Origin of the sequence: Variovorax sp. 679, from assembly GCF_003952185.1 — a bacterium.
Lineage (GTDB): Bacteria > Pseudomonadota > Gammaproteobacteria > Burkholderiales > Burkholderiaceae_C > Variovorax.
The window spans coordinates 266,950-290,486 of the sequence record NZ_RXFS01000001.1 but is presented as its reverse complement, the minus strand read 5'-3'; the positions used below and the strand labels follow the sequence as shown (position 1 = coordinate 290,486).

Annotated in this window: 20 protein-coding genes; 15 read left to right on the top strand and 5 right to left on the bottom strand. The window is 68.4% G+C overall.

The genetic code is table 11. The features are described 5' to 3' along the window. Positions 1 to 46: 46 nt before the first annotated feature. On the top strand, positions 47 to 850 hold the full coding sequence (locus EJO71_RS01375) for an IclR family transcriptional regulator (RefSeq protein ID WP_125947157.1): 804 nt from the start codon (positions 47 to 49) through the stop codon (positions 848 to 850). Positions 851 to 935: 85 nt separating this feature from the next. Continuing rightward, positions 936 to 1,997, top strand: a complete 1,062-nt coding sequence (locus EJO71_RS01370) for an adenosine deaminase (protein ID WP_171022433.1) — start codon at positions 936 to 938, stop codon at positions 1,995 to 1,997. On the opposite strand, the gene EJO71_RS01365 is transcribed toward EJO71_RS01370, so the two are convergent. After that, a complete protein-coding gene (locus EJO71_RS01365) occupies positions 1,958 to 3,265 on the bottom strand; it encodes an MFS transporter (protein ID WP_125947159.1) in 1,308 nt (435 codons plus the stop codon). The genes EJO71_RS01370 and EJO71_RS01365 overlap by 40 nt on opposite strands. Before the next feature lie 105 nt (positions 3,266 to 3,370). Here EJO71_RS01365 and EJO71_RS01360 point away from each other — a divergent pair, with 105 nt between their 5' ends. The 4 genes from EJO71_RS01360 to EJO71_RS01345 all read left to right on the top strand — a co-directional run bounded on the left by EJO71_RS01360 (position 3,371) and on the right by EJO71_RS01345 (position 10,404). Next, on the top strand, positions 3,371 to 4,399 hold the full coding sequence (locus EJO71_RS01360; RefSeq protein WP_125947427.1) for a LysR substrate-binding domain-containing protein: 1,029 nt from the start codon (positions 3,371 to 3,373) through the stop codon (positions 4,397 to 4,399). After that, positions 4,365 to 5,171, top strand: coding sequence for a helix-turn-helix domain-containing protein (locus tag EJO71_RS01355; protein ID WP_125947160.1), 807 nt, complete (start codon positions 4,365 to 4,367; stop codon positions 5,169 to 5,171). The genes EJO71_RS01360 and EJO71_RS01355 overlap by 35 nt, the downstream gene beginning before the upstream one ends. 122 nt (positions 5,172 to 5,293) lie before the next feature. Next, positions 5,294 to 7,828 (top strand): penicillin acylase family protein, encoded by a 2,535-nt coding sequence (locus tag EJO71_RS01350; RefSeq protein ID WP_125947161.1) that lies wholly within the window; start codon positions 5,294 to 5,296, stop codon positions 7,826 to 7,828. 143 nt (positions 7,829 to 7,971) lie between these two features. Further along, on the top strand, positions 7,972 to 10,404 hold the full coding sequence (locus EJO71_RS01345) for a penicillin acylase family protein (protein WP_125947162.1): 2,433 nt from the start codon (positions 7,972 to 7,974) through the stop codon (positions 10,402 to 10,404). Between the two features lie 21 nt (positions 10,405 to 10,425). Here the strand turns inward: EJO71_RS01345 and EJO71_RS01340 are convergent, their stop codons facing one another. Further along, the gene (locus EJO71_RS01340) at positions 10,426 to 11,661 is read right to left on the bottom strand and encodes an MFS transporter (protein WP_125947163.1); all 1,236 of its coding nucleotides are present in this window, start codon (positions 11,659 to 11,661) and stop codon (positions 10,426 to 10,428) included. Positions 11,662 to 11,831: 170 nt separating this feature from the next. Here EJO71_RS01340 and EJO71_RS01335 point away from each other — a divergent pair, with 170 nt between their 5' ends. Beyond that, complete coding sequence (locus EJO71_RS01335) at positions 11,832 to 12,779, top strand: GlxA family transcriptional regulator (RefSeq protein ID WP_125947164.1); 948 nt, start codon at positions 11,832 to 11,834, stop codon at positions 12,777 to 12,779. 109 nt (positions 12,780 to 12,888) lie between these two features. Then, positions 12,889 to 13,713, top strand: coding sequence for an SDR family oxidoreductase (locus EJO71_RS01330; RefSeq protein ID WP_125947165.1), 825 nt, complete (start codon positions 12,889 to 12,891; stop codon positions 13,711 to 13,713). Positions 13,714 to 13,792: 79 nt separating this feature from the next. On the opposite strand, the gene EJO71_RS01325 is transcribed toward EJO71_RS01330, so the two are convergent. Beyond that, positions 13,793 to 14,536 (bottom strand): hypothetical protein, encoded by a 744-nt coding sequence (locus EJO71_RS01325; protein ID WP_125947166.1) that lies wholly within the window; start codon positions 14,534 to 14,536, stop codon positions 13,793 to 13,795. 235 nt (positions 14,537 to 14,771) lie between these two features. Between EJO71_RS01325 and EJO71_RS01320 the strand changes: the two genes are divergently transcribed. Further along, the gene (locus tag EJO71_RS01320) at positions 14,772 to 15,875 is read left to right on the top strand and encodes a BMP family ABC transporter substrate-binding protein (RefSeq protein ID WP_125947167.1); all 1,104 of its coding nucleotides are present in this window, start codon (positions 14,772 to 14,774) and stop codon (positions 15,873 to 15,875) included. Here the strand turns inward: EJO71_RS01320 and EJO71_RS01315 are convergent. Continuing rightward, complete coding sequence (locus tag EJO71_RS01315; RefSeq protein ID WP_125947168.1) at positions 15,872 to 16,753, bottom strand: LysR family transcriptional regulator; 882 nt, start codon at positions 16,751 to 16,753, stop codon at positions 15,872 to 15,874. The two genes, EJO71_RS01320 and EJO71_RS01315, sit on opposite strands and share 4 nt — an antisense overlap. A gap of 104 nt (positions 16,754 to 16,857) precedes the next feature. Here EJO71_RS01315 and EJO71_RS01310 point away from each other — a divergent pair, with 104 nt between their 5' ends. The 6 genes from EJO71_RS01310 to EJO71_RS01285 all read left to right on the top strand — a co-directional run bounded on the left by EJO71_RS01310 (position 16,858) and on the right by EJO71_RS01285 (position 23,042). After that, the gene (locus EJO71_RS01310; RefSeq protein ID WP_125947169.1) at positions 16,858 to 17,463 is read left to right on the top strand and encodes a short chain dehydrogenase; all 606 of its coding nucleotides are present in this window, start codon (positions 16,858 to 16,860) and stop codon (positions 17,461 to 17,463) included. Continuing rightward, positions 17,460 to 18,443, top strand: a complete 984-nt coding sequence (locus tag EJO71_RS01305) for a hypothetical protein (protein ID WP_240651258.1) — start codon at positions 17,460 to 17,462, stop codon at positions 18,441 to 18,443. Before EJO71_RS01310 ends, EJO71_RS01305 begins: the two co-directional genes overlap by 4 nt. A 76-nt stretch (positions 18,444 to 18,519) precedes the next feature. Next, positions 18,520 to 19,806, top strand: a complete 1,287-nt coding sequence (gene guaD / locus EJO71_RS01300) for a guanine deaminase (protein ID WP_125947170.1) — start codon at positions 18,520 to 18,522, stop codon at positions 19,804 to 19,806. A gap of 76 nt (positions 19,807 to 19,882) precedes the next feature. Then, a complete protein-coding gene (gene dcd / locus EJO71_RS01295; protein WP_019655140.1) occupies positions 19,883 to 20,449 on the top strand; it encodes a dCTP deaminase in 567 nt (188 codons plus the stop codon). A 110-nt stretch (positions 20,450 to 20,559) separates the two neighbouring features. Then, positions 20,560 to 21,447: a neutral zinc metallopeptidase gene (locus tag EJO71_RS01290; protein WP_125947171.1), complete on the top strand. Its 888-nt coding sequence runs from the start codon at positions 20,560 to 20,562 to the stop codon at positions 21,445 to 21,447. A gap of 131 nt (positions 21,448 to 21,578) precedes the next feature. Further along, on the top strand, positions 21,579 to 23,042 hold the full coding sequence (locus tag EJO71_RS01285; protein ID WP_125947172.1) for a DEAD/DEAH box helicase: 1,464 nt from the start codon (positions 21,579 to 21,581) through the stop codon (positions 23,040 to 23,042). Between the two features lie 231 nt (positions 23,043 to 23,273). Here the strand turns inward: EJO71_RS01285 and EJO71_RS01280 are convergent, their stop codons facing one another. Beyond that, a complete protein-coding gene (locus tag EJO71_RS01280; RefSeq protein ID WP_125947173.1) occupies positions 23,274 to 23,498 on the bottom strand; it encodes a hypothetical protein in 225 nt (74 codons plus the stop codon). Positions 23,499 to 23,537: the final 39 nt, after the last annotated feature.

The following is a 23,537-nucleotide window of genomic DNA, read 5'->3' as shown; positions in this document are numbered from 1 at the left end:
AATCGATATTCGATATTTCAAAGGACTGTGGCTATACTCCGCAGCCATGGACGCCACACCCGACACAGCCGCCGAAGACAGCCAGAGCCTGCTTTTCAACCAGTCGCTGGAGAAGGGCCTGGCCGTGCTGCGCGCCTTCAGCGCCCGGCGCCGCACCATGACGCTGGCCGACGTGGCCGAGGCCACCGACATCACCAAGAGCTCGGCCCAGCGCATGGTCTTCACGCTCGAGAAGCTGGGCTACGTGCGCAAGCACCCGAAGACGCGGCGCTACCAGCTCACGCCGCGCGTCATGGAAATCGGCTTCAACTACCTCGCGGCCCATTCGCTGATCGACGTGGCGAACCCCTTCCTGTCGGAGCTGACCAAGGTGACGACGGAAACCTCCTGCCTCACCGAGCCCGACGGGCTGGACATGGTCTACGTGGCGCGCTTCGTGAGCGCGCAGTTCGTGCCGGTGCACATGCCCATCGGCAGCCGCATTCCCATGTACTGCACCGCCTCGGGGCGCGCCTTCCTGAGCGCGCTGCCCGAGGAAGAGGCGCGCTCGCTCATCGAGGCTTCCGACCGCGTGGCCCACACCATGCACACCCGCACCGGCGTCGACGAGATCCTCGAGGCGCTGCGCGAGGCGCGGCAGCAGGGCTTCGCCACCAATGCCGAAGAGCTGTTCCTCGGCGACATGACCATCGCCGCGCCTGTGCTGGGTGCCCAGGGCCGCCCGGTGGCGTCGGTGCACATCGTGGCGCCGACCAGCCGCTGGACGATGGAAGAGGCCGTGCGCAAGCTGGCGCCCACGCTGCTGCTGTGCGCGCGCTCGCTCACCAGCTCGGCGCGCAGCGTCGACTGAGGCCTATACGCTTTCGGGCATCGCGGCGGCGGTGGCTGGCTTTATGCTGTGCGGGATCACAACGCGGCAGCAGCCTCAACCCACCATGACCGATTTCCGCCCCGCCTACGACAAGAGCTTCGACCGCATCGCAGCCGACCGCCTGCCCGAATTGCTGCGCGCCATGCCCAAGGCCGAGCTGCACATGCACATCGAGGGCTCGATCGAACCCGAACTCATCTTCGCGCTGGCCCAGCGCAACGGCGTGTCCATTCCCTACGCCAGCGTCGAGGAACTGCGCAAGGCCTACGCCTTCACCAACCTGCAGAGCTTTCTCGACATCTACTACGCCGGCGCCAGCGTGCTGCTCAAGGAGCAGGACTTCTACGACATGGCCTGGGCCTACCTGGAGCGCGCCGCTGCCGACAACGTGGTGCGCACCGAGATGTTCTTCGACCCGCAGACGCACACCGCGCGCGGCGTGGCTATGGAAACCGTGGTCAACGGCCTGCACCGCGCGTGCACCGACGCCCAGGCGAAGCTGGGCGTGAGCGCCGCGCTCATCCTGTGCTTCCTGCGCCACCTGAGCGAGGAAGAAGCCTTCGAGACGCTGGAGCAGGCGCTGCCTTACCGCGACAAGTTCATCGGCGTGGGGCTCGATTCGAGCGAAGTCGGCCACCCGCCCGAGAAGTTCGCGCGCGTGTTCGCGCGCTGCCGCGAGCTGGGCTTCCACCTCGTCGCGCATGCGGGCGAGGAAGGCCCGCCGGCCTACGTGTGGAGCGCGCTCGACGTGCTCAAGGTCGAGCGCGTCGACCACGGCGTGCAGAGCACCAAGGACCCCGAGCTGATGAAGCGGCTCGCGCAGGACCGCATTCCGCTCACCGTGTGTCCGCTGTCGAACCTCAAGCTCTGCGTGTTCCCCGACCTGTCGAAGCACAACCTCGGTGCGCTGCTCGACGCGGGCCTGGTCGCCACCGTCAACTCGGACGACCCGGCCTACTTCGGCGGCTACATGAACCAGAACTTCACGCAGACCTTCGCGGCCACGGGCCTGAGCGTGCAGCAGGCCTGGCAGCTTGCGGCGAACAGCTTCGAAGGCAGCTTCATCGACGCTGCCGCCAAGCGTGCCTACGCCGACCGGCTCAACGCGGCCTTCGCGAGCTTCTGATCCGCAGCGGCGATCCGCGGCACCAGCAGCGGCATCGCCACCAGCGCACAGGCGCTGGCCGCCAGCCACACCAGCGGCCAGCCCTGCAGCGCCAGCAGGTGCGGAATGGAGAAGGGCGTGACGAAGCACACCAGGAACACGCTGGTGTTCGCCATGCCCAGCGCCGTGCCGGCACGCGCCGCGCCGGCCAGCGTGGCCAGCTCGGTGTAGGCCACGCCGTGCCAGGCCGACACGCACACGCCGCTCACGCCCAGCAGAACGACCAGCGCGATGCGCAGCGCCGATGAATCGGCGGCGTGCGTGCCGGTGAACAGCGCCAGCGCCGCGAGGCCCGCGAACAGCAGCACGGTGAGCGCGCTGCAGGCCCGCAAGTAAGCCGGCCGGTTCCTGTTGCGGTCGGTCCAGCGGCCGCTCCATACGCGCATGACCATCGCGCCGACCTGCACGAACACCATCGTCGCGGTGATCGTCGCCAGCCCCGCGTGGCCGAAGTCGTGCAGGAACACGGTGCCGAAGGACAGCACCGCGAACTGCGGCGCGCAGAGGATGCCGATGCCGGCGACGATGCGCCACACGCGCGCATCGCGCAGCGGGCCGGTCTTCGGTGCGGCCGTTGCTTCCACGGCCTTGCTGCTGCCGCGCGGCGCAATCGGCGGCTCGTGCACCCACGCCCAGCTCATCGCCGCGCTCAGCGCGCACAGCAGTGCCAGCAGGCCGTACAGCGCCGCGAAGCCGAAATGCAGCGCCACGAAGGGCAGCACCAGCGCGCCGATGCCGCCGCCCATCGGCACGGCGGTCTGGCGGATGCTCATCGCGAGGCCGCGCTCGCCGGCGTCGAACCACGTCATCACCGCGCGGCCGCTGGCGCCGTTGACGCTGCCGCCGAGCAGGCCGACCAGGAGTAGTCCGGCGCCGAGCCAGCCGAGGCCGGGAATGTGCCCCGCGACCGGCGCCGCCCACAGCCCCATCGCGACGAGCGCGACAGCGGTGCTGCCCAGGCCCATCAGCAGCACGGGCCTGTCGCCCCAGCGGTCGGTCAGCAGTCCCCAGGGCAGTTCGCTCACCGCGATGCCCAGGCCCATGAGGCCGAGCACCAGCCCGAGCGTGGCGTTGTCGAGCTGGTAGCCGGTGCGCATCAGCACGGCCGTCATCGGGATGCCGCTGAAGGCCACCGAGAAAGCCGCGTTGGCGGCGACACCAGCCGCCAGCACTTTCCAGCGGTGACGCGGCGAGAACGAGGAAGAGGAGGATGGGGTGGATTGCGTCATGTTGCGGTGCAGTGTCCGCCGCTGGGAAGGTTTTGAAAATCAGAAAATAATGCGCGAACCGTCCTGAAAAACAGGATGATCAAGACAACTCCCGAAGGACCCGACATGAGCCAGGTGATGTTCGATCTCGACGTGCTGCGCACTTTCTCCACCGGCGTCGCGCTCGGCAGCTTCGCGCGCGCCGCCGACAAGCTGGGCCGCTCGACCTCCGCGGTGAGCGCGCAGCTGAAGAAGCTCGAATCGCAAGCCGGCACCGCGCTGTTCCGCAAGGCCGGCCGGGGGCTGGAACTCACCGACGCCGGAGAGACGCTGCTGGCGTATGCCCACCGCATGCTCGAGCTCAACGACGAGGCCAGCGCCGCCATGCGAGGCGTCGATCTCCAGGGTTCGGTGCGGCTGGGCTTGCAGGAAGACTTCGGCGAGACACTGCTGCCGGCCGTGCTCGGCCGGTTCGCGCGCGCGCATCCCAAGGTGCGCATCGAGGCCTGCGTGGCGCGCAGCGGCGAGCTGCGCGAGCGGCTCGAACTCGGCCAGCTCGACCTGGCACTTGCGTGGGACGCAGGTGACCAGCCCCTGTCGCCGTATGCCGAGCGCGTGGCGCGGTTGCCCCTGCTGTGGATCGGGCCCCGCACGCCCGAGCGGGTCGAGGCTCCCTGGTGGACGGAGCGCGAGCATCGCGGCACCGGCGCGCGCCTCGCGAAGAGCAAGGAGCCGCTGCCGCTCATCATGCTCGACGCGCCATGCCCGCTGCGCGAGATCGTCATCGCCGCGCTCGACCGTGCCGGCGTGCCCTGGCGCCGCGCCTTCGGCAGCGCCAGCCTCTCGGCGCTGTGGGCCGCCGCCTCGGCGGGGCTGGGTCTCACGGTGCGCACGCCCTTCGGCCTGCCATCGCACGTGAGCGCCCTCGACCGCTCGGTGCTGTCGCTGCCGGCGCTGCCGCAGATCTCACTCGTGCTGTACCGCGCGCAGGCCCATCCGGAAGCCCCTGCGAGCCGGCTGGCCGCGCTGCTGCTGGAGGCCGTGCGCCAGCAGGTGCTGCCCGCCGGCCTGCCGATGCGTGAGAATCCGCCGCTGGAGACAAAAACAAAAGTGATACGGCATGGCAACGCAAAACTTCCTGCACCTGTGGGATGACAGGTTCCTCTACATCACACCGGCCATCCAGTCGGGCCTGACGGCCCGCTCGTCGGCCACGCTGCTGGCATCGGTCAGCGGGCACCCCTTCATGCTGGAGGCAGTCGACGGCACCCGCGTGCATTGCACCGCCGCGCTGGTGGCGCCGCATGTGTCGCGACGGCTCGACGTCGACGGCTGCGGGCTGCTGTCGCTCAACCTCGACCCAGCTTCCAGCGCCTACCGCATGCTCGCCAGGCGAATGGGAGGCCACGGCATCCAGCCCATCGACGCGCGGCGTTTCGGTGTGCTGCGCGACGACTTCGCACCCGCGCAATACGGCGCGTTGCCCAGCGAGCGGCTGCAGGCGCTCAGCGCCAGGATGGTCGAAGCCATCACCGAGAGCCCCGAACTCCAGGTGCCGCTCGATCCGCGCATCGACCGCGTGCTGCAGTCCATCCGCGCGCACGCGGGGCAGATCGCGCTGCGCGATCTCGCGGCGGTGGCCTGCCTCTCGCCCGACCGGTTGACGCACCTGTTCGCCGAGCATGTCGGCGTGTCGGTCAAGCGCTATGCGCTGTGGACCAAGGTGCGCCGCACGGTGCAGCAGTTCACCGGACAACGCTCGCTGACCGACGTGGCGCTGATCAGCGGCTTCACCGACGCGGCGCACATGAGCCGCACCTTCCAGCGTTACTTCGGCCTGCCGCCGTCGTTTCTCGCGAGCCGCGTGTGCGTGACGGCGGACGAGCATGCCTCGCATGCCTGGGGCCAGAACGCGCCGCTGCACTGACGGGGCTTGAAACCTTAAGAGAGCCTGAAGCATTGCAGCGGCTGCGTACAAGCCGCGGGCTGCGTGGCTGCCTAAGCTCCGGGACGCTCCGCCAAGAGAGCATCAACTGGAGACAAGACATCATGAGACTTCCGTTCCGTCGCGGCGCCATGCCGCTGTCGTTGCTCGCGCTCGCCACCGCGGCCGCCCTCACAGCCTGTGGAGGCGGTGGTGGCGGAGGCAGCGGCTTCCTGTTCTTTCCGTCGTCGCCATCCACGCCAGCGAACCCACCGGCCGAGGGCACCTACAAGGCCGAGATCCGCCGCACCGCGATGGGAGTGCCGCACATCAAGGCCGACAACTGGCCCGGCGTGGGCTATGGCTACGGCTATGCGCAGGCCGAGGACGACCTGTGCACCATGGCCGACTCGTTCCTCACCTACCGCGGCGAGCGCTCGCAGTATCTGGGCGCCGACGCGAAGCTGGTGGCCAGCAGCACCATCGGCCAGCCGGCGAACATCGAATCCGACTTCTTCCACCGCCATGTCATCTCGGCCGACGTGCTGCAGAAGATGATCGACGCGCAGCCCGACAACCTGAAGAAGCTGGTCGAGGGCTTCACCGCCGGCTACAACCGCTACGTGCGCGACGTGAAGGCCGGCGGCACCGCGCACGCGGCCTGCCGCAACGAGGCGTGGGTGCAGCCCATCACCACCGACGACATCTACCGCCGCATGTACGCGGCCAATCTCGCGGGCGGCTACAGCAACTTCCTCGCGAACATCTCCAGCGCCACGGCGCCTGCGGCCACGGGGCCGACCAAGGTTTCCGCGCACAGGGCGAGGAAGGCCCAGCCGGTGCACGTTGCGGCCCGGCACTTCAATGAGCCCGAACTGCAGGTGGGCGGCCACGAGGGCGTGGGCAGCAACATGATCGGCTTCGGCACGGCCGCCACAGGCGACGCGAGCCCGCTGCTGTTCGGCAACCCGCACTGGTATTGGCGCGGGCCGGACCGCTTCTACCAGGCGCAGCTCACCATTCCGGGCCAGCTCGACATCAGCGGCACCTCGTTCCTGGGCATCCCGGTGATCCTCATCGGCTTCAACGACAACATCGCGTGGAGCCACACGGTGTCGACGGCTCGGCGCTTCGGCTTCTTCCAGCTGCAGCTGGCTTCGGGCGACCCGACCAGCTATATGCGCGACGGCGCGGCCGTGAAGATGAAGGCCTCGGACATCTCCGTGAAGGTGAAGGGCGCGGACGGCGCCATGACGCAGGTCACGCGCACGCTCTACAAGAGCGAGTACGGTCCGATGGTCAACCTGAAGCCGCTGAACGCGGGCCTGGCCTGGAGCCAGACCATGGCCTTCGCGATCCGCGACATCAACGGCGAGAACTACCGCACCTTCCGCAACTGGCTGCGCTGGAACCAGGCGAAATCGCTCGACGAGTTCATCGCCATCCAGCGCGAAGAAACCGCCATTCCCTGGGTCAACACCGTGGCCGTGGGCCGCGGCAGTGCCAAGGCCTGGTATGCGGACATCGGTGCGGTGCCCAATGTGTCGCCCGCGCAGGTGACCGACTGCACCACGCCGGTGGGCGCGTCGATGCAGGCGACCTTGCCGCGCGTGCCGATCTTCGACGGCTCGCGCAGCGCCTGCGACTGGCAGACCGACGCCGACTCCGCCCAGAAGGGCGCCATCGGCGCCTCGCGCATGCCGAACCTGCAGCGCGACGACTACGTCGCCAACATGAACGACAGCTACTGGCTCGCCAACCCGAAGGCCCCGATGACCGGCTACCCGGCCATCATGGGCCCGGCCGGCACCGAGGCCGTGAGCTTCCGCACCCGCATGGGCAACCTGCTGGCGCAGGGCCGCATCGACGGCAGCGACAGCTACGGCGCGAAGGGCGCGACGCCCGACAACATCAAGCGCATGGTGCTGAACAGCCGCGTTCTGACGGCCGAGCTGTTCAAGTCAGACGTGCTGCCGATCGTGTGCGACGGCTCGCCCATCGCCGTCAGCAAGGATCCACTGACCGACGAAGCCATCGGGCCGAGCATCGACGTGGGCGCCGCGTGCACCGCGCTCTCGGCATGGGATGGCACGGGCACGACCGGCGCGAAGGGCGCGCACCTGTGGGACGAGTTCTGGAGCCGCGCGTCGAAGATTCCGGCCGCGTCGCTCTACACCGTGCCCTTCGATCCGGCCAACCCGATCACCACGCCGCGCGGGCTGAACGCCGCCGCCGCCACGCAACTGCGTGAAGCCTTCGGCGCCGCGGTGGCGCGCGTGCAGGCCAGCGGCTATGCCGTGGATGCGCCGCGCGGCGACTACCTGTTTGCCACGCGCGGCGGCAAGAAGATCCCGCTGTACGGCGGCTGCGGCGGCCCGGGCTACTTCACCATCGCCTGCTCGGAGAACCGGCTCGACAAGGGCGGCTACACCATGGACGGCAATCCGAACGGCAACAGCTACATGCAGGTGGTGAGGTTCCCCGCAGGCGGTGTCGAGGCCCACACCTTCCTGACCTTCTCGCTCTCGGACGACCCGGCCTCGGCGCACAACGGCGACTACACGCAGGCCTACAGCCAGGGCAAGTGGCTGAAGGTGCCGTTCTCGGAAACCGAGATCAAGGCCGATGCGGAGTACCGCAGCTCGGTGATCTCCGAGTAGCGGTCAGGGCGCGGGCGGCGGAAATGTAAAGAAAGGCGCGCGGGGCGGTGCCCTGCGCCGCCGGTCTTAAGATCTGCGCCGAACGCGCCACGCACGCTCGACGCCCACGCAGCTGCGTTCCTCATACACAACAGGAACACTGCATGCGCCCGAAATTTCCAGGCGGCCTCGGGCCGCTTTTCATCGTGCCCGTCGCCATGGCCCTTGCGGCCTGCACCGGCATTGCCGATAAAACGGCTTCCCTGAATCACGACGGCTACAAGGCCGAGATCCGCCGCACCGCCATGGGCGTGCCGCACATCAAGGCCGACGACTGGGCCGGCGCGGGCTATGGCTACGGCTACGTGCAGGCTCAGGACGACTTGTGCACCATGGCCGACGGCTTTCTCACCTACCGTGGCGAGCGCTCGCAGTTCTTCGGCGCCGAGGCGCTGCTGCCGGCCAACAGCACCATCGGCCGGCCGAAGAACATCGATTCGGACTTCTTCCACAAGCACGTGATCACGACCGATACCGTCGCGGCCATGGCCCGTGCGCAGCCGGCCAGCATCAAGGGCATGGTCGAAGGCTTTGCCGCCGGCTACAACCGGTACCTGCGCGACATGAAGGCCGACGCCTCCGCGCATGCGGCATGCCGCAACGAAGCGTGGGTGCGGCCGGTGACCGCCGACGACATCTACCGGCGCATGTACGCCACCAACCTCGCGGCGGGCTACAGCAACTTTCTCTCGAACATCGCGAACGCAGCGCCGCCCGGCGCCAAGGTGTCGTCGCGCGAGGAACCACAACCGCTGGCACTGCAGGTGGGCGGCGAGACCGGCGTGGGCAGCAACGTGATCGGCTTCGGCACGGCCGCCACCGGCGACGCGAGCCCGCTGCTGTTCGGCAACCCGCACTGGTACTGGCGCGGGCCGGACCGCTTCTACCAGGCGCAGCTCACCATTCCGGGGAAGCTCGACGTCAGCGGCACCTCGTTCCTGGGCGTGCCGGTGATTCTCATCGGCTTCAACAACGATGTCGCGTGGAGTCACACCGTGTCTGCGGCGCGGCGCTTCGGCCTCTATCAGCTGCAGCTCGCACCGGGCGACGCCACCAGCTACATGCGCGACGGCCGCGCAGTGAAGATGCAGGCCCGCACCATCACCGTGAACGTGAAGCAGGCATCGGGCAAGGTCGAGCCGGTGACGCGCACGCTGTACACATCGGAGTACGGGCCGCTCGTGAACCTGGGCGCGATCAATCCGGCGCTGGCCTGGAACCAGTCGGCGGCCTTCGCCATCCGCGACATCAACGCCGACAACTTCCGCACCTTCCGCACGTGGCTGCGCTGGGCGCAGGCGAAGTCGCTCGACGAGCTCATCGCCACGCAGCGCGAGGAAGCTGCCATCCCCTGGGTCAACACCGTGGCCGTGGGCCGTGGCAGCGCCAAGGCCTGGTATGCGGACATCGGCGCCGTGCCCAACGTGTCGCCTGAGCAGGTGGCGAACTGCACCACGCCTGCCGGCAAGGCGATGGCGGCGGTGCTGCCGCGCGTGCCGGTGTTCGACGGCTCGCGCAGCGCCTGCGACTGGCAAAGCGATGCCGACTCCGTGCAGAAGGGCGCCATCGGCCCCTCGCGCATGCCGAGCCTGCTGCGCGACGACTACGTCGCCAACATGAACGACAGCTACTGGCTCGCCAATCCGAAGGCGCCGCTCACGGGCTACCCGGCCATCTTCGGCCCGGCGGGCAGCGACGCGCAGACCTTCCGTACGCGGCTGGGCCATCTCATTGCGCAGGGCGCTGCCAAGGGCGCTGCCAAGGGCGCGACGGTGGATGCCGTCGAGCGCGCGACGCTCGGCAGCCGCGCCCACACCGCCGAGCTGTTCAAGACCCCCGCGCTGGCGATGGTGTGCGGCGTGCCCCGCATCGAGGTCAAGGGCGACGCGCAGACGGGCGAGTCGTTCTCGGCGCCACGCGGCGTCGACACCGGCCCCGCTTGCGCAGTGCTGAAGGCATGGGACAACACCGGCCTGGCTTCGGCGCGCGGCGCCCATGTGTGGGACGAGTTCTGGGCACGCGCCGCGCGCCTGCCCGCCGACAGGCTCTACGAAGTGCCCTTCAGCGCGAGCGACCCGATCGCCACGCCGCGCGGGCTCAAGGCCTCGGCCGCCGAAGACCTGCGCCAGGCCTTCGGCGCGGCCGTGCTGCATGTGCAGGCCAGCGGCTTCGCGCTCGACGCGCCGCGCGGCGATGTCCTGTTCGTGACGCGCAACGGCAAGAAGATTCCGCTGTCGGGCGGCTGCGACGGCCAGGGTTACTTCACCGTGCTGTGCTCGGAGCACCGCCTCGACAAGAGCGGCTACACGATGGACGACAACCCCAACGGCAACAGCTACATGCAGATCGTGCGCTTCCCCGCGGGCGGCGTGGAGGCTCGTACCTTCCTGACTTTCTCGCTGTCGGACGATCCGGCGTCGCTGCACCATGCCGACTACACGCGCGCCTACAGCGCCGGGAATTGGCTGCGCCTGCCGTTCTCCGAATCGGAGATCAAGGCCGACGCCGCCTACAGCAGCGTGACCATCCGCGAGTGAGGAGGCCGGGGCGGCGCCTCGTCAGCGCCGCTTCGCCAGCCAGTTCCACGCGGCGCCCGCTGCCATCAGCACGCTGGTGCCGAGGAACACGGCGCGCATGCCGACATGCCCGCCCACGAAGCCGCCCAGAAGCGGTCCCGCGACCTGGCCCGCATACTGCGCCGAGGTCGAGTAGCCCAGCATGTTGCCGGCTACCCGCTCGGGCACGTTGTGGCGGATCACGCTCGCGATGCAAGGCAGCAGCCCGCCGAGCGACAGCCCCATGAGAAAGCGCAGCACCACCAGCTGCCAGCCCGACGTGACGAATGCCTGCGGCACCAGCAGCAGCGCCGACACCGCGAGACAGCCGACGATCACGTTCCAATGCCCCACGCGGTCGGCCAGCCTGCCCAGCCGCGAGGCCGAGAGGATGCTGCCGAGCGCCGCCGCCGACATCACGAGGCCGGCCATCATCGTCACGCGGTTCGGGTCTTCGAGCAGCGTGGCGACGTAGACGGTGATGATCGGCTCGATCGACATGTTCGCGAGCATCAGCAGCATGCCGGTGAAGAGCATCGCCAGCAGCGGGCGCTTGTCGGGCACGGCGGCCCAGCCGGTCTGCTCGGGGGCGTCGCCTTGCTGCTTTCGTGCGGAAGGAGCCTTTCGCTCTTCGCGGATCAGGAAGGCGGTGGCGAGAAAGGCCACGAAGATGATCGCGCCCGCCGCGAAGAAGGTGTTGCGGATGCCGACCAGCGGCGGCAGCGCACCACCGATCAGCGGCCCCACGAGGTTGCCCGCCATGATGGCCGACGACATCGTGCCCAGCGCCCAGCCGGTGCGGTCCTTGGGCGTCTGCGTGGCGACCAGCACCATCGAGCCCGAGGCGTATCCGCCGAGCAGCCCCGCCAGCAGCCGCAGGCCCACGAGCTGCCACACGTTGGCCGCGAGGCCGATCAGCGCCATCGCCACCGCCATGCCGAGGCTCGCGCGGATCAGCATCGGCTTGCGCCCGTAGCGGTCGGCCAGCCGGCCCCACAGCGGTGCCACCAGCGCCGCGCTCAGGAAGGTGGCTCCGTAGGCCGCGCCCGACCACTGCACGATGGCTGCGTGGTCCTTCACGCCGAGCTGCTCGACGTACAGCGGCAGGAAGGGCAGCAGCAGCGTCATCGCGATGATGGTCGTGAAGGAGCCGAACATGCAGACCGCGAGGTTGCGCTGCCAATGGAGGTTGGCGCCCTGCTCGGCGGGCGGGGCGGTCGTTGTCGTCGGATGCGTCATGGGGAGCGCTCATTGTGGGACGCCGTGCGCGAGTTGGCGCTTGCCGATTGGCGGCGGGACCCATCGCGGCGTGGAAGGGCGCGCCGGTTGGCCCTCATCCCGGTGCGGTCGGCATGGGTAGCCTAAGCTCGCGTCCTTCATCGCCCAAAACCTCTTTTCAGGACATCGCCATGAAACGCATCGGCGTGCTCGTCTTCTCCGGTTTCCAGATCCTCGACCTTGCTGCCATCGCAGCCTTCGAGCTCGCGAACATCCATGCGGGCAAGCCTGTCTACCAGGTCGAACTGTTGTCGGAAGAAGGCGGCCTCGTGGTCAGCTCGTCGGGCGTGAGCACCGACAGCAAGCGCTTCGGCACGGCGAAGTTCGACACGCTGATCATGAGCGGCGCGCTCTTCATCACGCCCACTTCCGAGAAGATGTGCCGCTTCCTGCGCGCGGGGCTGCGCAACGCGCGCCGCGTGACCAGTATCTGCACCGGCGCTTTCGGGCTGGCCGATGCGGGCCTGCTCGACGGGCGCAGGGCGACCACGCACTGGTCCTTCGCGGGCGAGCTGCAGAAGCGCCATCCCGCCGTCAAGGTGCAGCCCGACCGCATCTTCATCAACGACGGACCGGTGTGGACCTCGGCAGGCATGACGGCGGGCATCGATCTCGTGCTGGCGCTGGTGGAAGAAGACTTCGGCGTGGAGGCGGCGCGCTTCGCCGCAAGGAAGCTGGTCGTGTATCACCGCCGCGCGGGCGGGCAGTCGCAGTACTCCGCGCTGCTTGAACTGGAGCCCAAGTCCGACCGCATCCAGAAGGCGCTGGTGCACGCGCGCGCCAACCTGCGCGAGACGCTGTCCGTGGAAGAACTGGCCGAGGTCGCGCACCTCAGCCCGCGCCAGTTCAGCCGCGCCTTCAAGGCCGAGACCGGGCAATCGCCGGCGCATGCGGTCGAGAACCTGCGGGTGGAGGCGGCACGCGCGTTGATCGACGAGGGCAGCCTCGCGCTCGGCGTGGTCGCGCGCGAAACGGGCTTCGGCGACCCCGAGCGCATGCGCCGCGCCTTCCTGCGCACGCTGGGGCAACCGCCGCAGAGCGTGCGCAGGGTCGCCCGTCGGGAAGCCGCGGCGGCTTGAGCACCTGATGTCCTGAAAGGTGGCTTATATGACATTTACGCCATAGCCTTCCAGGAAGAGACTTCCGCCATGGCCGCGCATACCGACGCGGCGAAACAAAGGAAGCTCCATGACCACCGCAACTTCAGCAAACCTCCACAAGGGCACCGCCCTCGTCACCGGCGCGTCGTCCGGCATCGGCGCCGTGTACGCGGACCGCCTCGCGCGGCGCGGCTTCGACCTGATCCTGGTGGCGCGCAACCGCGAGCGCCTCGAGGCGCTGGCCGCCAAGCTCACGCGCGAGACCGGCCGCAAGGTCGAAGTCCTGCCCGCCGACCTCACCGACCGCAAGGACATCGCGCTCGTCGAGGCCGCGCTGCGCACCCGCGCCGACATCACCATGCTGGTGAACAACGCCGGCTTCGGCGCCGCCGCGCCGCTGCTCGGCTCGGACATCGAGAAGATGGAGGAAATGATCGAGCTCAACGTGAGCGTGCTCACGCGGCTCACCTACGCGGCCGTGCCCGGCTTCGTCGAGCGCGGTGCCGGCACGCTGGTGAACATCGCCTCCATCGTGGCGATCTCGCCCGAGACGCTCAACGGCGTGTACGGCGGCAGCAAGGCCTTCGTGCTGGCACTGAGCCAGTCGCTGCAGCACGAACTGAAGGACAAGGGCGTGCGCGTGCAGGCGGTGCTGCCCGGCGCGACGGCCACCGAGTTCTGGGGCGTTGCGGGCGTGCCGATGGAGCACCTGCCCAAGGAGATCGTCATGACCGCGCAGGACATGGTCGACGCGGCCCTCGCAGGGCTCGACCAGGGCGAGCAGGTCACGATTCCCGCGCTGCCTGATCTCGCGGAGTGGGATGCCTTCGATGCGGCTCGGCGTGCGATGTCGGGGCGGCTGTCCAACACCCTTCCCGCGGCGCGCTATGGCGCCGGCACGGCACGGGCATGACCCCTGCGTTCAGCTGGCGGGGCCGGCTGTCGTCCACAAGGAGGATGTGACCCAGGCGTTCCGCGACCGCCCCCCGGTGTCAGAGCGGTCGCACCTGCCATGTGGAGTCGGGCCCGAACAGTGCCCGGCACTTGGGGCACTCCTCGGAGAAGTACGGGATCTCCGCGTCGCACGAGGGGCACACGCCCAGGCGCGTCGCAGGATCGAAGGTGCCCGGCGCCGGCATGTCGTCGGTGGGGAAGCCGGAGGAGGGAAACGAGAGCGGTGCAGCCGAGGGGGGCGGCACGACAGGGGCCAGAAGGCGGCCTTTCAGCGCGTCGCGTGTCTGCGTGTCGAGGCCTTCGCTGTCGGCATAGGCGTCCACGACCTTGCGCCGCTTCTCCAGCCATTCCGGCTGGTGCTGGCGCCAGATTGCGAAGGGCTCGGCCAGCGCCGCGCGCAGCACGGTCGGCGGCATGCCTCGGTAGAACAGGTGCAGTTCGCCGACATGCGTGATGAACGAGATGAAGCTCTGCATGGTCGGTTGCGTCGTGGCGGAGGTGTATTCCAGGAGCGTCGGGTTGCCGCGCCCGTCCAGGCCCTGCCTGATCTCGCCGGTCGTCGAGACTTCGCCGTTCTCGATCGTGACCTCGGCCAGCTCGAAGTAGGGCAGGGGGATCGGATCGCGGTTCCTGGTCTTCACCATCGCGCATTTCGTGCCGAAGCTCAGGGTGACGGTCTCGTTGATGAAGAGGTCGTAGCCCGCGGCGCTGATGACCGTGCATGCCTCGAAGACGGGTGTGCGCGGAAGCGGCGTGAAGTCGAAATTCATGGTGAGGGACATGGCCGGCAGGATGTGATGTGGAGGCAAGGATGTTAGTGAACGCGCGGTGCTCCGGGCCGTCGCGCACTGATGAACCATGCGTGGTCCCGATGCTTCCGGGGCCTGCGTCGGCCATGCCGTCGGAGGCCCTGTGCAGGGCTTGGCCGGGCCTTCAGAACTAAAATCTTCACCCCGCAGCAGGGCGTCCCGGCCTGCTGCGGGGTTTTGTTTTTCCGGGGCCATGTAGAGGAACACCATGTACAAAAACCTCGCGGGCCGCGCCTTTCTGGCGTTGGCAGCCGCCTGTTTTCTGTCCCCCGCCTTTTCGCAGACGCAGCAGCAGCCGAAGGCGCCGCTGAAGATCGGCTTTGTCTACGTCACGCCAGTCACCGATGCCGGCTGGGTGCGCCAGCATGAGGAAGGCCGCAAGGCCGTCGACGCGGCGCTGGGTGCGAAGGTCAAGACCACGTATGTCGAGAACGTGGCCGAAGGCGCCGATGCCGAGCGCGTGATTCGCGATCTCGCGCAGCAGGGCAACACGCTCATCTTCACGCCCAGCTTCGGCTACATGGAGCCGACGATGAAGGTGGCGAGGGACTTCCCCGAGGTGAAGTTCGAGTCGATCACCGGCTACAAGACCGCGCCCAACGTGGCGACCGCCAATGCGCGCTACTACGAGGGCCGCTACCTCGCCGGCATCGCGGCGGGCCGCATGACGAAGACCAACATCGCGGGCTACGTCGCGGGCTTTCCGATTCCCGAGGTGCTGCAGGGCATCAACGCCTTCACGCTCGGCATGCGCTCGGTGAACCCGGCCGCGCAGGTGCGCGTGGTGTGGCTCAACGAATGGTTCGATCCGCCGAAGGAGCGCGACGCGGCGATGGCGCTGTTCAACCAGAACGCCGACGTGATCGCCTTCCACACCGGCTCCACGGCCGTGATGGCGGCGGCGCAGGAGCGAGGCAAGCTGGCCATTGCCTATCACTCCGACATGCGCAAGATCGCGCCTGACGCGCAGATCGTCGCGGTCACGCATCAATGGGGCGGCTACTACACGCAGCGCGCGAAGGCCGTGCTCGACGGCAGCTGGAAGAGCGGCAACCTCTGGGGCGGCGTGAAAGAGGGACTGATCCGCGTCGGCGACTTCGGCACGAAGGTGCCCAGGGCCGTGCAGGACGAGGTGCTGGCGCGGCAGAAGGACATCGCCGCGGGCAAGCTGCAGCCGTTCCGCGCCGCTGCGGCCGACGTGCGCGACAACGAAGGCCATGTCGTGATCGCCAAGGGCTCGCAATTGAGCGACGAGCAGATCCTGAAGATGAACTGGCTGGTGGAAGGCGTGCAGGGGCGGGTGACGCGCTAGCCCAGCCGATCGACGACGAAGTCGACGAAGGTCCGTAGCTTGGCACTCGGGCGCGCTTCCGGCAGCCGCATGATGTGCACCTGCCGCGTGGGCAGTTCCCAGTCGGGCAGCAGCTGCACCACCTGACCCGATGCGAGTGCCGGACCCAGCAGCGCGTCGGCCTGCACGATCACGCCCACGCCGGCCATGGCCGCGGCCAGCAGCGCCTGGCCGTTGTTTGTGGTGAGCGGGCCGCGCACCGGCACGTGCACCGTCTGCCCGTCGCGCGTGAATCGCCACGAATGGTTCGGTCCCCAGGCCGCGAAGCCCAGCAGCGGGAAGGCCTCCAGCTCTGACGGGTGCTTCGGTTGCCCGTGGCGCGCGACCCATGCGGGGCTGGCCACCGCGTACATGCGCGCCAGCGCGAGCGGTCTTGCAATGAGCCGCTCGTCGACGGCCGCGCCCGAGCGGATGCCGCAGTCGAAGCCTTCCTCGGCCAGGTCGACCACGCGGTCGTTGAGGCTCAGGTCCACCTTCACCTGCGGATAGGCGGCGATGTATTCGCCGATCACCGGCGTGAGCCGGTGCGCGCCGTAGGCCACGGGCGCGGTGACGCGCAGCACCCCCTGCGGCATGGCGCGCAGCGACTCGGCCACGCCGTCGGCTGTGTGCACGCTGGCCAGCACGTCGCGGCAGCGCTCCAGGTATGCGGCGCCGATCTCCGTGAGCGAGTGGCGGCGCGTGGTGCGCTCCAGCAGGCGGGCGCCGAGCTGCTCCTCGAGCGCGCGGATGTGCTTGCCGACCATCACGGCCGAAAGGTCGAGCGCCTCGGCGGCGGCCGCGAAGCTGCCCGCATCCACCGTCGCGACGAAGACTTCCATGGCGCGGAGCTTGTCCATATTGCGAACTCCTGATTTCGAATGGCATAACCGTGAGGCAATTTATCAAATCGATGGTTCGCAAAACAATAGCCGCTTGTTGATTCACTCTGGCGAGGTTTTCCATGAAGGTTCTTGTTGTGGGCGCGACGGGCGCGGTCGGCAGTGCGGTGGCGCAGGTGTTGGCCGGGCGGGGCCACGAGGTGATTCGCGCGGGTCGCACGCGCGGCGACCATCAGGTCGACATCACGAGCGATGCCAGCGTCGAGGCGCTGTATGCGGCGGTCGGCCGTGTCGATGCGATCGTCTCGACGGCTGGCGGGCTCTTCTTCGGCCCGTTGGCCGAGATGACGCCAGCGAACTTCAACGTCGGCCTGCAGGACAAGCTGCTGGGCCAGGTGCGGCTCGCACTGCTGGGCCAGCATGTGCTGCGCGACGGCGGCTCGATCACGTTGACCACGGGCGTTGCCGCCGAAGATCCGGTGCGCGGCGGAGGCAACGCGGCTGCCGTGAATGCGGCGGTCGAGGGCTTCGTGAAGGGCGCGGCCATCGAGCTGGCGCGCGGCCTGCGCATCAACGCGGTGAGCCCGACGCTGCTGACCGAATCGGTGGAGGCATATGGCGCGCTCTTTCCGGGTGTCGAAACCGTGCCGGCCGCGCGCGTGGCACTGGCCTATGTGCGCAGCGTCGAAGGTCCGTTGACGGGGCGCGTGTTTCGCGTGTGGCAATGAGAAGCCGGCTTGCAGGCGCGCTGCTTGCGCTCGCGACGACGACGGCCGTCGCTGCCCCGCCCGTGGTGCAGGCACTGCCGGAAGACTGGTATCCGGAAAGCGTGGCCATTGGGCCGGACGGCGCGTTCTACGTCGGCAGCTGGCGACAGGGCGCAGTCGCGCGCCTGAAGCCGGGCGTCGCTCCGAAGGCCGAGGTGCTCGTGAAGCCCGGCAGCAACGGGCTTGCGAACGGGCAGGGCGTGCTGGTCGATGCGAAGCACCGGGCGCTGTGGGTCTGCTCGGGCAGTAGCGGCTTCACCACCGTGCCACAGACGCCGAGCGCGCTCAAGCGCTATGACCTGGCCACGGGCGCGCCGCGCGCGAGCTATGCGATGCCCGATGGCGGCTACTGCAACGACCTCGCGCAGGACGCGAGCGGCAACCTCTACGTGACCGACTCCTACAACCCGCGCGTGCTGAAGCTTGCACCGGGCGCTGCCTCGCTCACGGTGTGGAAGGAAGACCCGATGCTGGCCGGATCGGGCCCCTACAAGGGCCTGAACGGCATCGCCATCGACGACGGACGCGATGTCTATGTGAGCCTCGTGGCGGCTGCGCCTTGCGTGCTGCGCATCGGCCTCGGCACGGATGGCAGTGCCGGCGAGGTCACGCGCGTCGAGGCGCCGCGCGTGCTGAAGAACGTCGACGCGATCCGCGCGTGGAAGCCCGGCCAGCTCGTGCTGTTCGAGAGCAATGCCTTCGGCGAAGGCCCTTACGGCGGCCAGATCACGGCGGCGCGTGTCGACGGCGCGAAGCTCGGCCTGCAGACGGTGGTGGCGGGGCTCAACGATCCGTCCTCCGGCGCGGTATGGGGCGACCGTGTCTACTTCATCGAGTCGAAGTATTCGCTGCTCACCAAGCGCAGGGACGGCGACGGGCCTGTGCCGACGGGCGTGCCCTTCGACATCCAGTCGCGTGCGCTGCCCGTGTCGCCGAGGTGAGTGCGCTGCGCATATAGCACTCATATGCGCATGGAAATTGCGGCGGGGCGGGGCTGGATTACCCTCCGCACCCACGATGAAAAAAGCCTACCGCGCCTCCCTCCTGCGATTCGACGCCTCCGGCAAGCCCGTTTTCGATGAGGACGGCCTGCTGGTCGTCGCCCCCGACGCCAGCGGCCGCCAGCGCGTGCTCGACGCCGGCAGCCATGCCGACATCGCGCCGCGCCACCCGGGCGCGCACACGACCCACCTGCCGGGGCGCATCCTCGCGCCGGGCTTCGTGGACATGCACATCCACTACCCGCAGACCGACATCATCGGTTCGCCCTCGCCGGGGCTGCTGCCCTGGCTCGAGAACTACACCTTCCCGGCCGAGAGCAAGTTCGCCGACCCCGCGCATTCGAAGGAAGTGGCGGAGTTCTTCCTCGATGAGCTGCTGCGCAACGGCGTCACCACCTCGCTGACCTTCGCGACCTCGCACGTTGCATCGGTCGATGCCTTCTTCGAGGGCTCGCAGCGCCGCGGCCTGCGCATGATCACCGGCAAGGTGCTGCAGGACCGCAACTCGCCCGACGGCGTGCGCGACCAGACCGAGCAGAGCCTGATCGACACCGAGGCGCTGATCCGCAAATGGCACAACGTCGACCGGCTGGGCTACGCCATCACGCCGCGCTTCGCGCCCGCGAGCACCGATGCCCAGATGCACGGCGCGAGCGAGCTGGCCGCGAAGTACGCCGACACCTGGATCCAGTCGCACGTGGCGGAGAACCGCGACGAGGTGAAATGGGTGCGCGAGCTGTACCCGAAGGCGCGCTCGTACCTCGACGTGTATGCAGGCTTCGGCCTGATGCGCGAGCGGGCCGTGTACGCCCACTGCATCTACCTCGACGACGCCGACCGCGCCCTGCTGCGCGAGACGAAGACGGCCGCGGCCGTGAGCCCCACGAGCAACCTGTTCCTGGGCAGCGGCTTCTTCGACTTCGGTGCGGCCGACCGCATGGAGTACCCCTACGGGCTGGCCAGCGACGTGGGCGGCGGCACCAGCTTCAGCCCCTTCCACACCATGATGGCGGCCTACTACGTGGGCCGCGAGGGCCAGACCAAGGCCGGCCTGAGCATCGCGCCATCGGAACTGTGGTGGCGCCACACCGGCGGCGCGGCACACGCGTTGGGGCTCGACGGCGTGGTCGGCAACCTGCAGCCGGGCTGCGAGGCCGACTTCCTGGTGCTGAATCCGGCGGCCACGCCGCTGCTGGCACGCAAGACGAAGCGGGCGAACTCGCTGGAGGAACTGCTCTTCGCGATGATCGTGCTGGGCGACGACCGGCTGGTCGAGCGCACGGTGATCTCGCAGGCGCTGTAGCCCCTGCGGCGGCGGGCGGGCCGGCGGCGCGTGCCACAATTCGCCCCCGATTCCCCCGCAGCAGCAGCGAGCGCATATGAGCATCAAGAGCGACAAATGGATCCGGCGCATGGCCGAGCAGCACGGCATGATCGAGCCCTTCGAGCCCGGCCAGGTGCGCGAGGCCTCCGGCCACAAGATCATCAGCTACGGCACCTCGAGCTACGGCTACGACATCCGGTGCGCGCCTGAATTCAAGGTCTTCACCAACATCCACAGCACGGTCGTCGACCCGAAGAACTTCGACGAGAAGAGCTTCGTCGACATGCACGGCGACTACTGCATCATCCCGCCCAACAGCTTCGCGCTGGCACGCACCGTCGAGTACTTCCGCATCCCGCGCAACGTGCTCACCATCTGCCTCGGCAAGAGCACTTATGCGCGCTGCGGCATCATCGTCAACGTCACGCCCTTCGAGCCCGAATGGGAAGGCTACGTGACGCTCGAGTTCAGCAACACCACGCCGCTGCCCGCCAAGATCTACGCTGGCGAGGGCTGCGCGCAGGTGCTGTTCTTCGAGAGCGACGAGGTCTGCGAGACCAGCTACAAGGACCGTGGCGGCAAGTACCAAGGCCAGCGCGGCGTGACGCTGCCAAAAACCTGACAAAACGCACCGCCGTCTGCTGACGGCCGGTTACCCCGGAGTGCGCCGGGGCAAGTACCATCCTGCGACCGCCGGCAAATCCTCCAGCAATGGCCGGCAAGGAGACTGCGATGAGATGGGAAGGCAACGAACAATCGGACAACGTCGAGGACCGCCGTGGTGAAGGTGGCGGAGGCGGTGGTGGCGGCGGCTTCATCGGTGGCCGAGGCATCGGCATCGGCACCATCGCGGTCGCGCTGATCGCGGGCTGGGTCTTCGGGATCAATCCGCTCACCGTGCTGAGCCTGCTCAGCGGCGGCGGTGGTCCGGCGCAGGTGCAGCAACAACAGGGGCCGGCGCAAAAGCCGCCGTCCGGCGACCGCGAGGCGGCCTTCGTCTCCACGGTGCTCAAGAACACCGAAGTGGTCTGGACGGACATCTTCAGGAAGAACGGCGGCACGTATCACGCGCCGCGGCTCGTGCTGTTCCGCAATGCCACGCCCACGGCCTGTGGCACTGGGCAATCGGCCATGGGCCCGTTCTATTGCCCGGGCGACCAGAAGGTCTACATCGACCTCGGCTTCTACGACACGCTCAAGAACCAGCTCGGCGCGCCGGGCGAGTTCGCGCAGGCGTATGTCATCGCGCACGAGGTCGGCCACCATGTGCAGGACGAGCTCGGCATCACCGCCAAGGTCGATGGCATGCGCAGCCGCCTGAGCCAGACGCAGAACAACGCGATGAGCGTGCGCGTCGAACTGCAGGCCGACTGTTTCGCCGGCGTGTGGGCCCACCACTCGCAGGAGTCGAAGAAGTGGCTCGACCCGGGCGACATCGAGGCCGCCATGAATGCCGCTCAGAAGATCGGCGACGACGCGCTGCAGCGCTCCGCAGGCCGCGCGGTGGTGCCCGACAGCTTCACCCATGGCTCCAGCGCTCAGCGCCAGCGCTGGTTCGGTGCGGGTTATCAAAGCGGCGACATCAAGGCCTGCGACACCTTCAATGCGCGCAGCCTTTGAGCAAGGCCCTTCTGAAGGGGTTGCCGCTGCTGGCTTCATTGCTATTGAATAAATAGCAATTCCGCTCGCGCGGGCGTTGTCATGCCGCAGTCACTGCCGTTTTTTGCGGCAATGCGACAATAGCGGGCTCAATGACAAGCTCCTTCTCCAATCTACTGCTGGCGGAACCGCTGGCGCGCGCCGTGGCCGAAATGGGCTACGAGACCATGACACCGATCCAGGAGCAGGCCATTCCGGTCGTGCTCGCGGGCCAGGATGTGATGGGCGCCGCCCAGACCGGCACCGGCAAGACGGCGGCGTTTTCGCTCCCGCTGCTGCAGCGCATGCTCAAGCATGAAAACGCCTCGACCTCGCCCGCGCGGCATCCGGTCCGGGCTCTTGTGCTGTTGCCCACGCGCGAGCTGGCCGACCAGGTCGCGCAGCAGATCAAGCTGTACGCCAAGTACACCAACCTGCGCAGCACGGTGGTGTTCGGCGGCATTGACATGAAGCCGCAGACGCTGGAACTGAAGAAGGGCGTCGAAGTGCTGGTGGCCACGCCGGGCCGCCTGCTCGACCATATCGAAGCGAAGAACGCGGTGCTCAACCAGGTCGAGTACGTCGTGCTCGACGAAGCCGACCGCATGCTCGACATCGGCTTCCTGCCTGACCTGCAGCGCATCCTGAGCTACCTGCCCAAGCAGCGCACCACGCTGCTGTTCTCGGCCACGTTCTCCCCCGAAATCAAGCGCTTGGCCGGCAGCTACCTGCAGAACCCCGTCACCATCGAAGTGGCGCGGCCGAACGAAACGGCTTCCACCGTCGAGCAGCACTTCTACAGCGTGGCCGACGACGACAAGCGCCGCGCGCTCAAGCAGATCGTTCGCCAGCGCGGCATCACGCAGGCCTTCGTGTTCGTCAACAGCAAGCTCGGTTGCGCGCGCCTCGCGCGTTCGCTGGAGCGCGACGGTCTTCGCACCTCGGCGCTGCACGGTGACAAGAGCCAGGACGAGCGCCTGAAGGCGCTCGCTGCCTTCAAGGCCGGCGAGGTCGACCTGCTGGTGTGCACCGACGTCGCGGCCCGCGGCCTCGACATCAAGGACGTGCCCGCAGTCTTCAACTTCGACATTCCGTTCAACGCCGAAGACTACGTTCACCGCATCGGCCGCACGGGCCGTGCCGGCGCCTCCGGCCTGGCCGTGAGCTTCGCCAGCGGCGGCAACGACGCGCGCCTCGTGGCCGACATCGAGAAGCTGATCAAGAAGAAGATCGAACTCGAACCCGTCGAGTTCGAGGAAGACCGTCCGCGCGGCCGCATCAACGACGGACGCCGCCACTGGCGCGAGGAAGGCGAATCGGGCGACTCACGCGACGTGCTCGATCAACCCCGCGAGCGCCGCGACGCCGACAGCCGCCGTGGCGGCGGGCGCCCGCATCGTGCACCCTCGGCGCCGCGCGATCCCTTCTTCGACAAGCCCTACGAGCCGGGCGAGCCCGACGCGACGCCCGCATGGGAAGCCGCCGCCAAGGCCGCAACGCCTACGCGCGGCATCTCCAGCAACATCAAGCCCAAGCGCAAGGTCGCCGCCCTGTTCAAGAGCGCCGAGCCAAGCTGAGCTGAGTCGAACCGATGCCCGCGCCGCGGGCCTCGAATAGTGATTCCCCTTCGCGAAACACCGAGGAACCGGCTCTGCCGGGCCTCAGGTGTTGCCCCCGGAAGGGGGATGGAGCAGCGACACGGAGTGCGCGGAGCCTAGGGGAGAGCCTAGTGCTCCGGGCCTCAGGTGTTGCCCCCGGAAGGGGGTTGGCGTAGCGACACGAAGTGCGCGAAGCCTGGGGGGGAGCTACTACCTCCAGCCGCGATGCCAGCCGTATTGCGGGTGATGCCAGCCCCAGCCATAGCGCGGGTGGTAGGCCCACACGAAGCCGACGCCGGGCGACACGTAGGTCGGTGCCACGTAGGCCACGCCCGGAGGCGCCGAGTACACGGGGGCGGCCGGCGCGACCACGCAGCCGGTCAGGACTGCTGCCAGCGCGGCAGCGGGCAAAGCAAGAAGAACAGGGAATCTCATGGCGAAGCTCCTGGAACGAGTTGTTGTCGGTATGAGCCT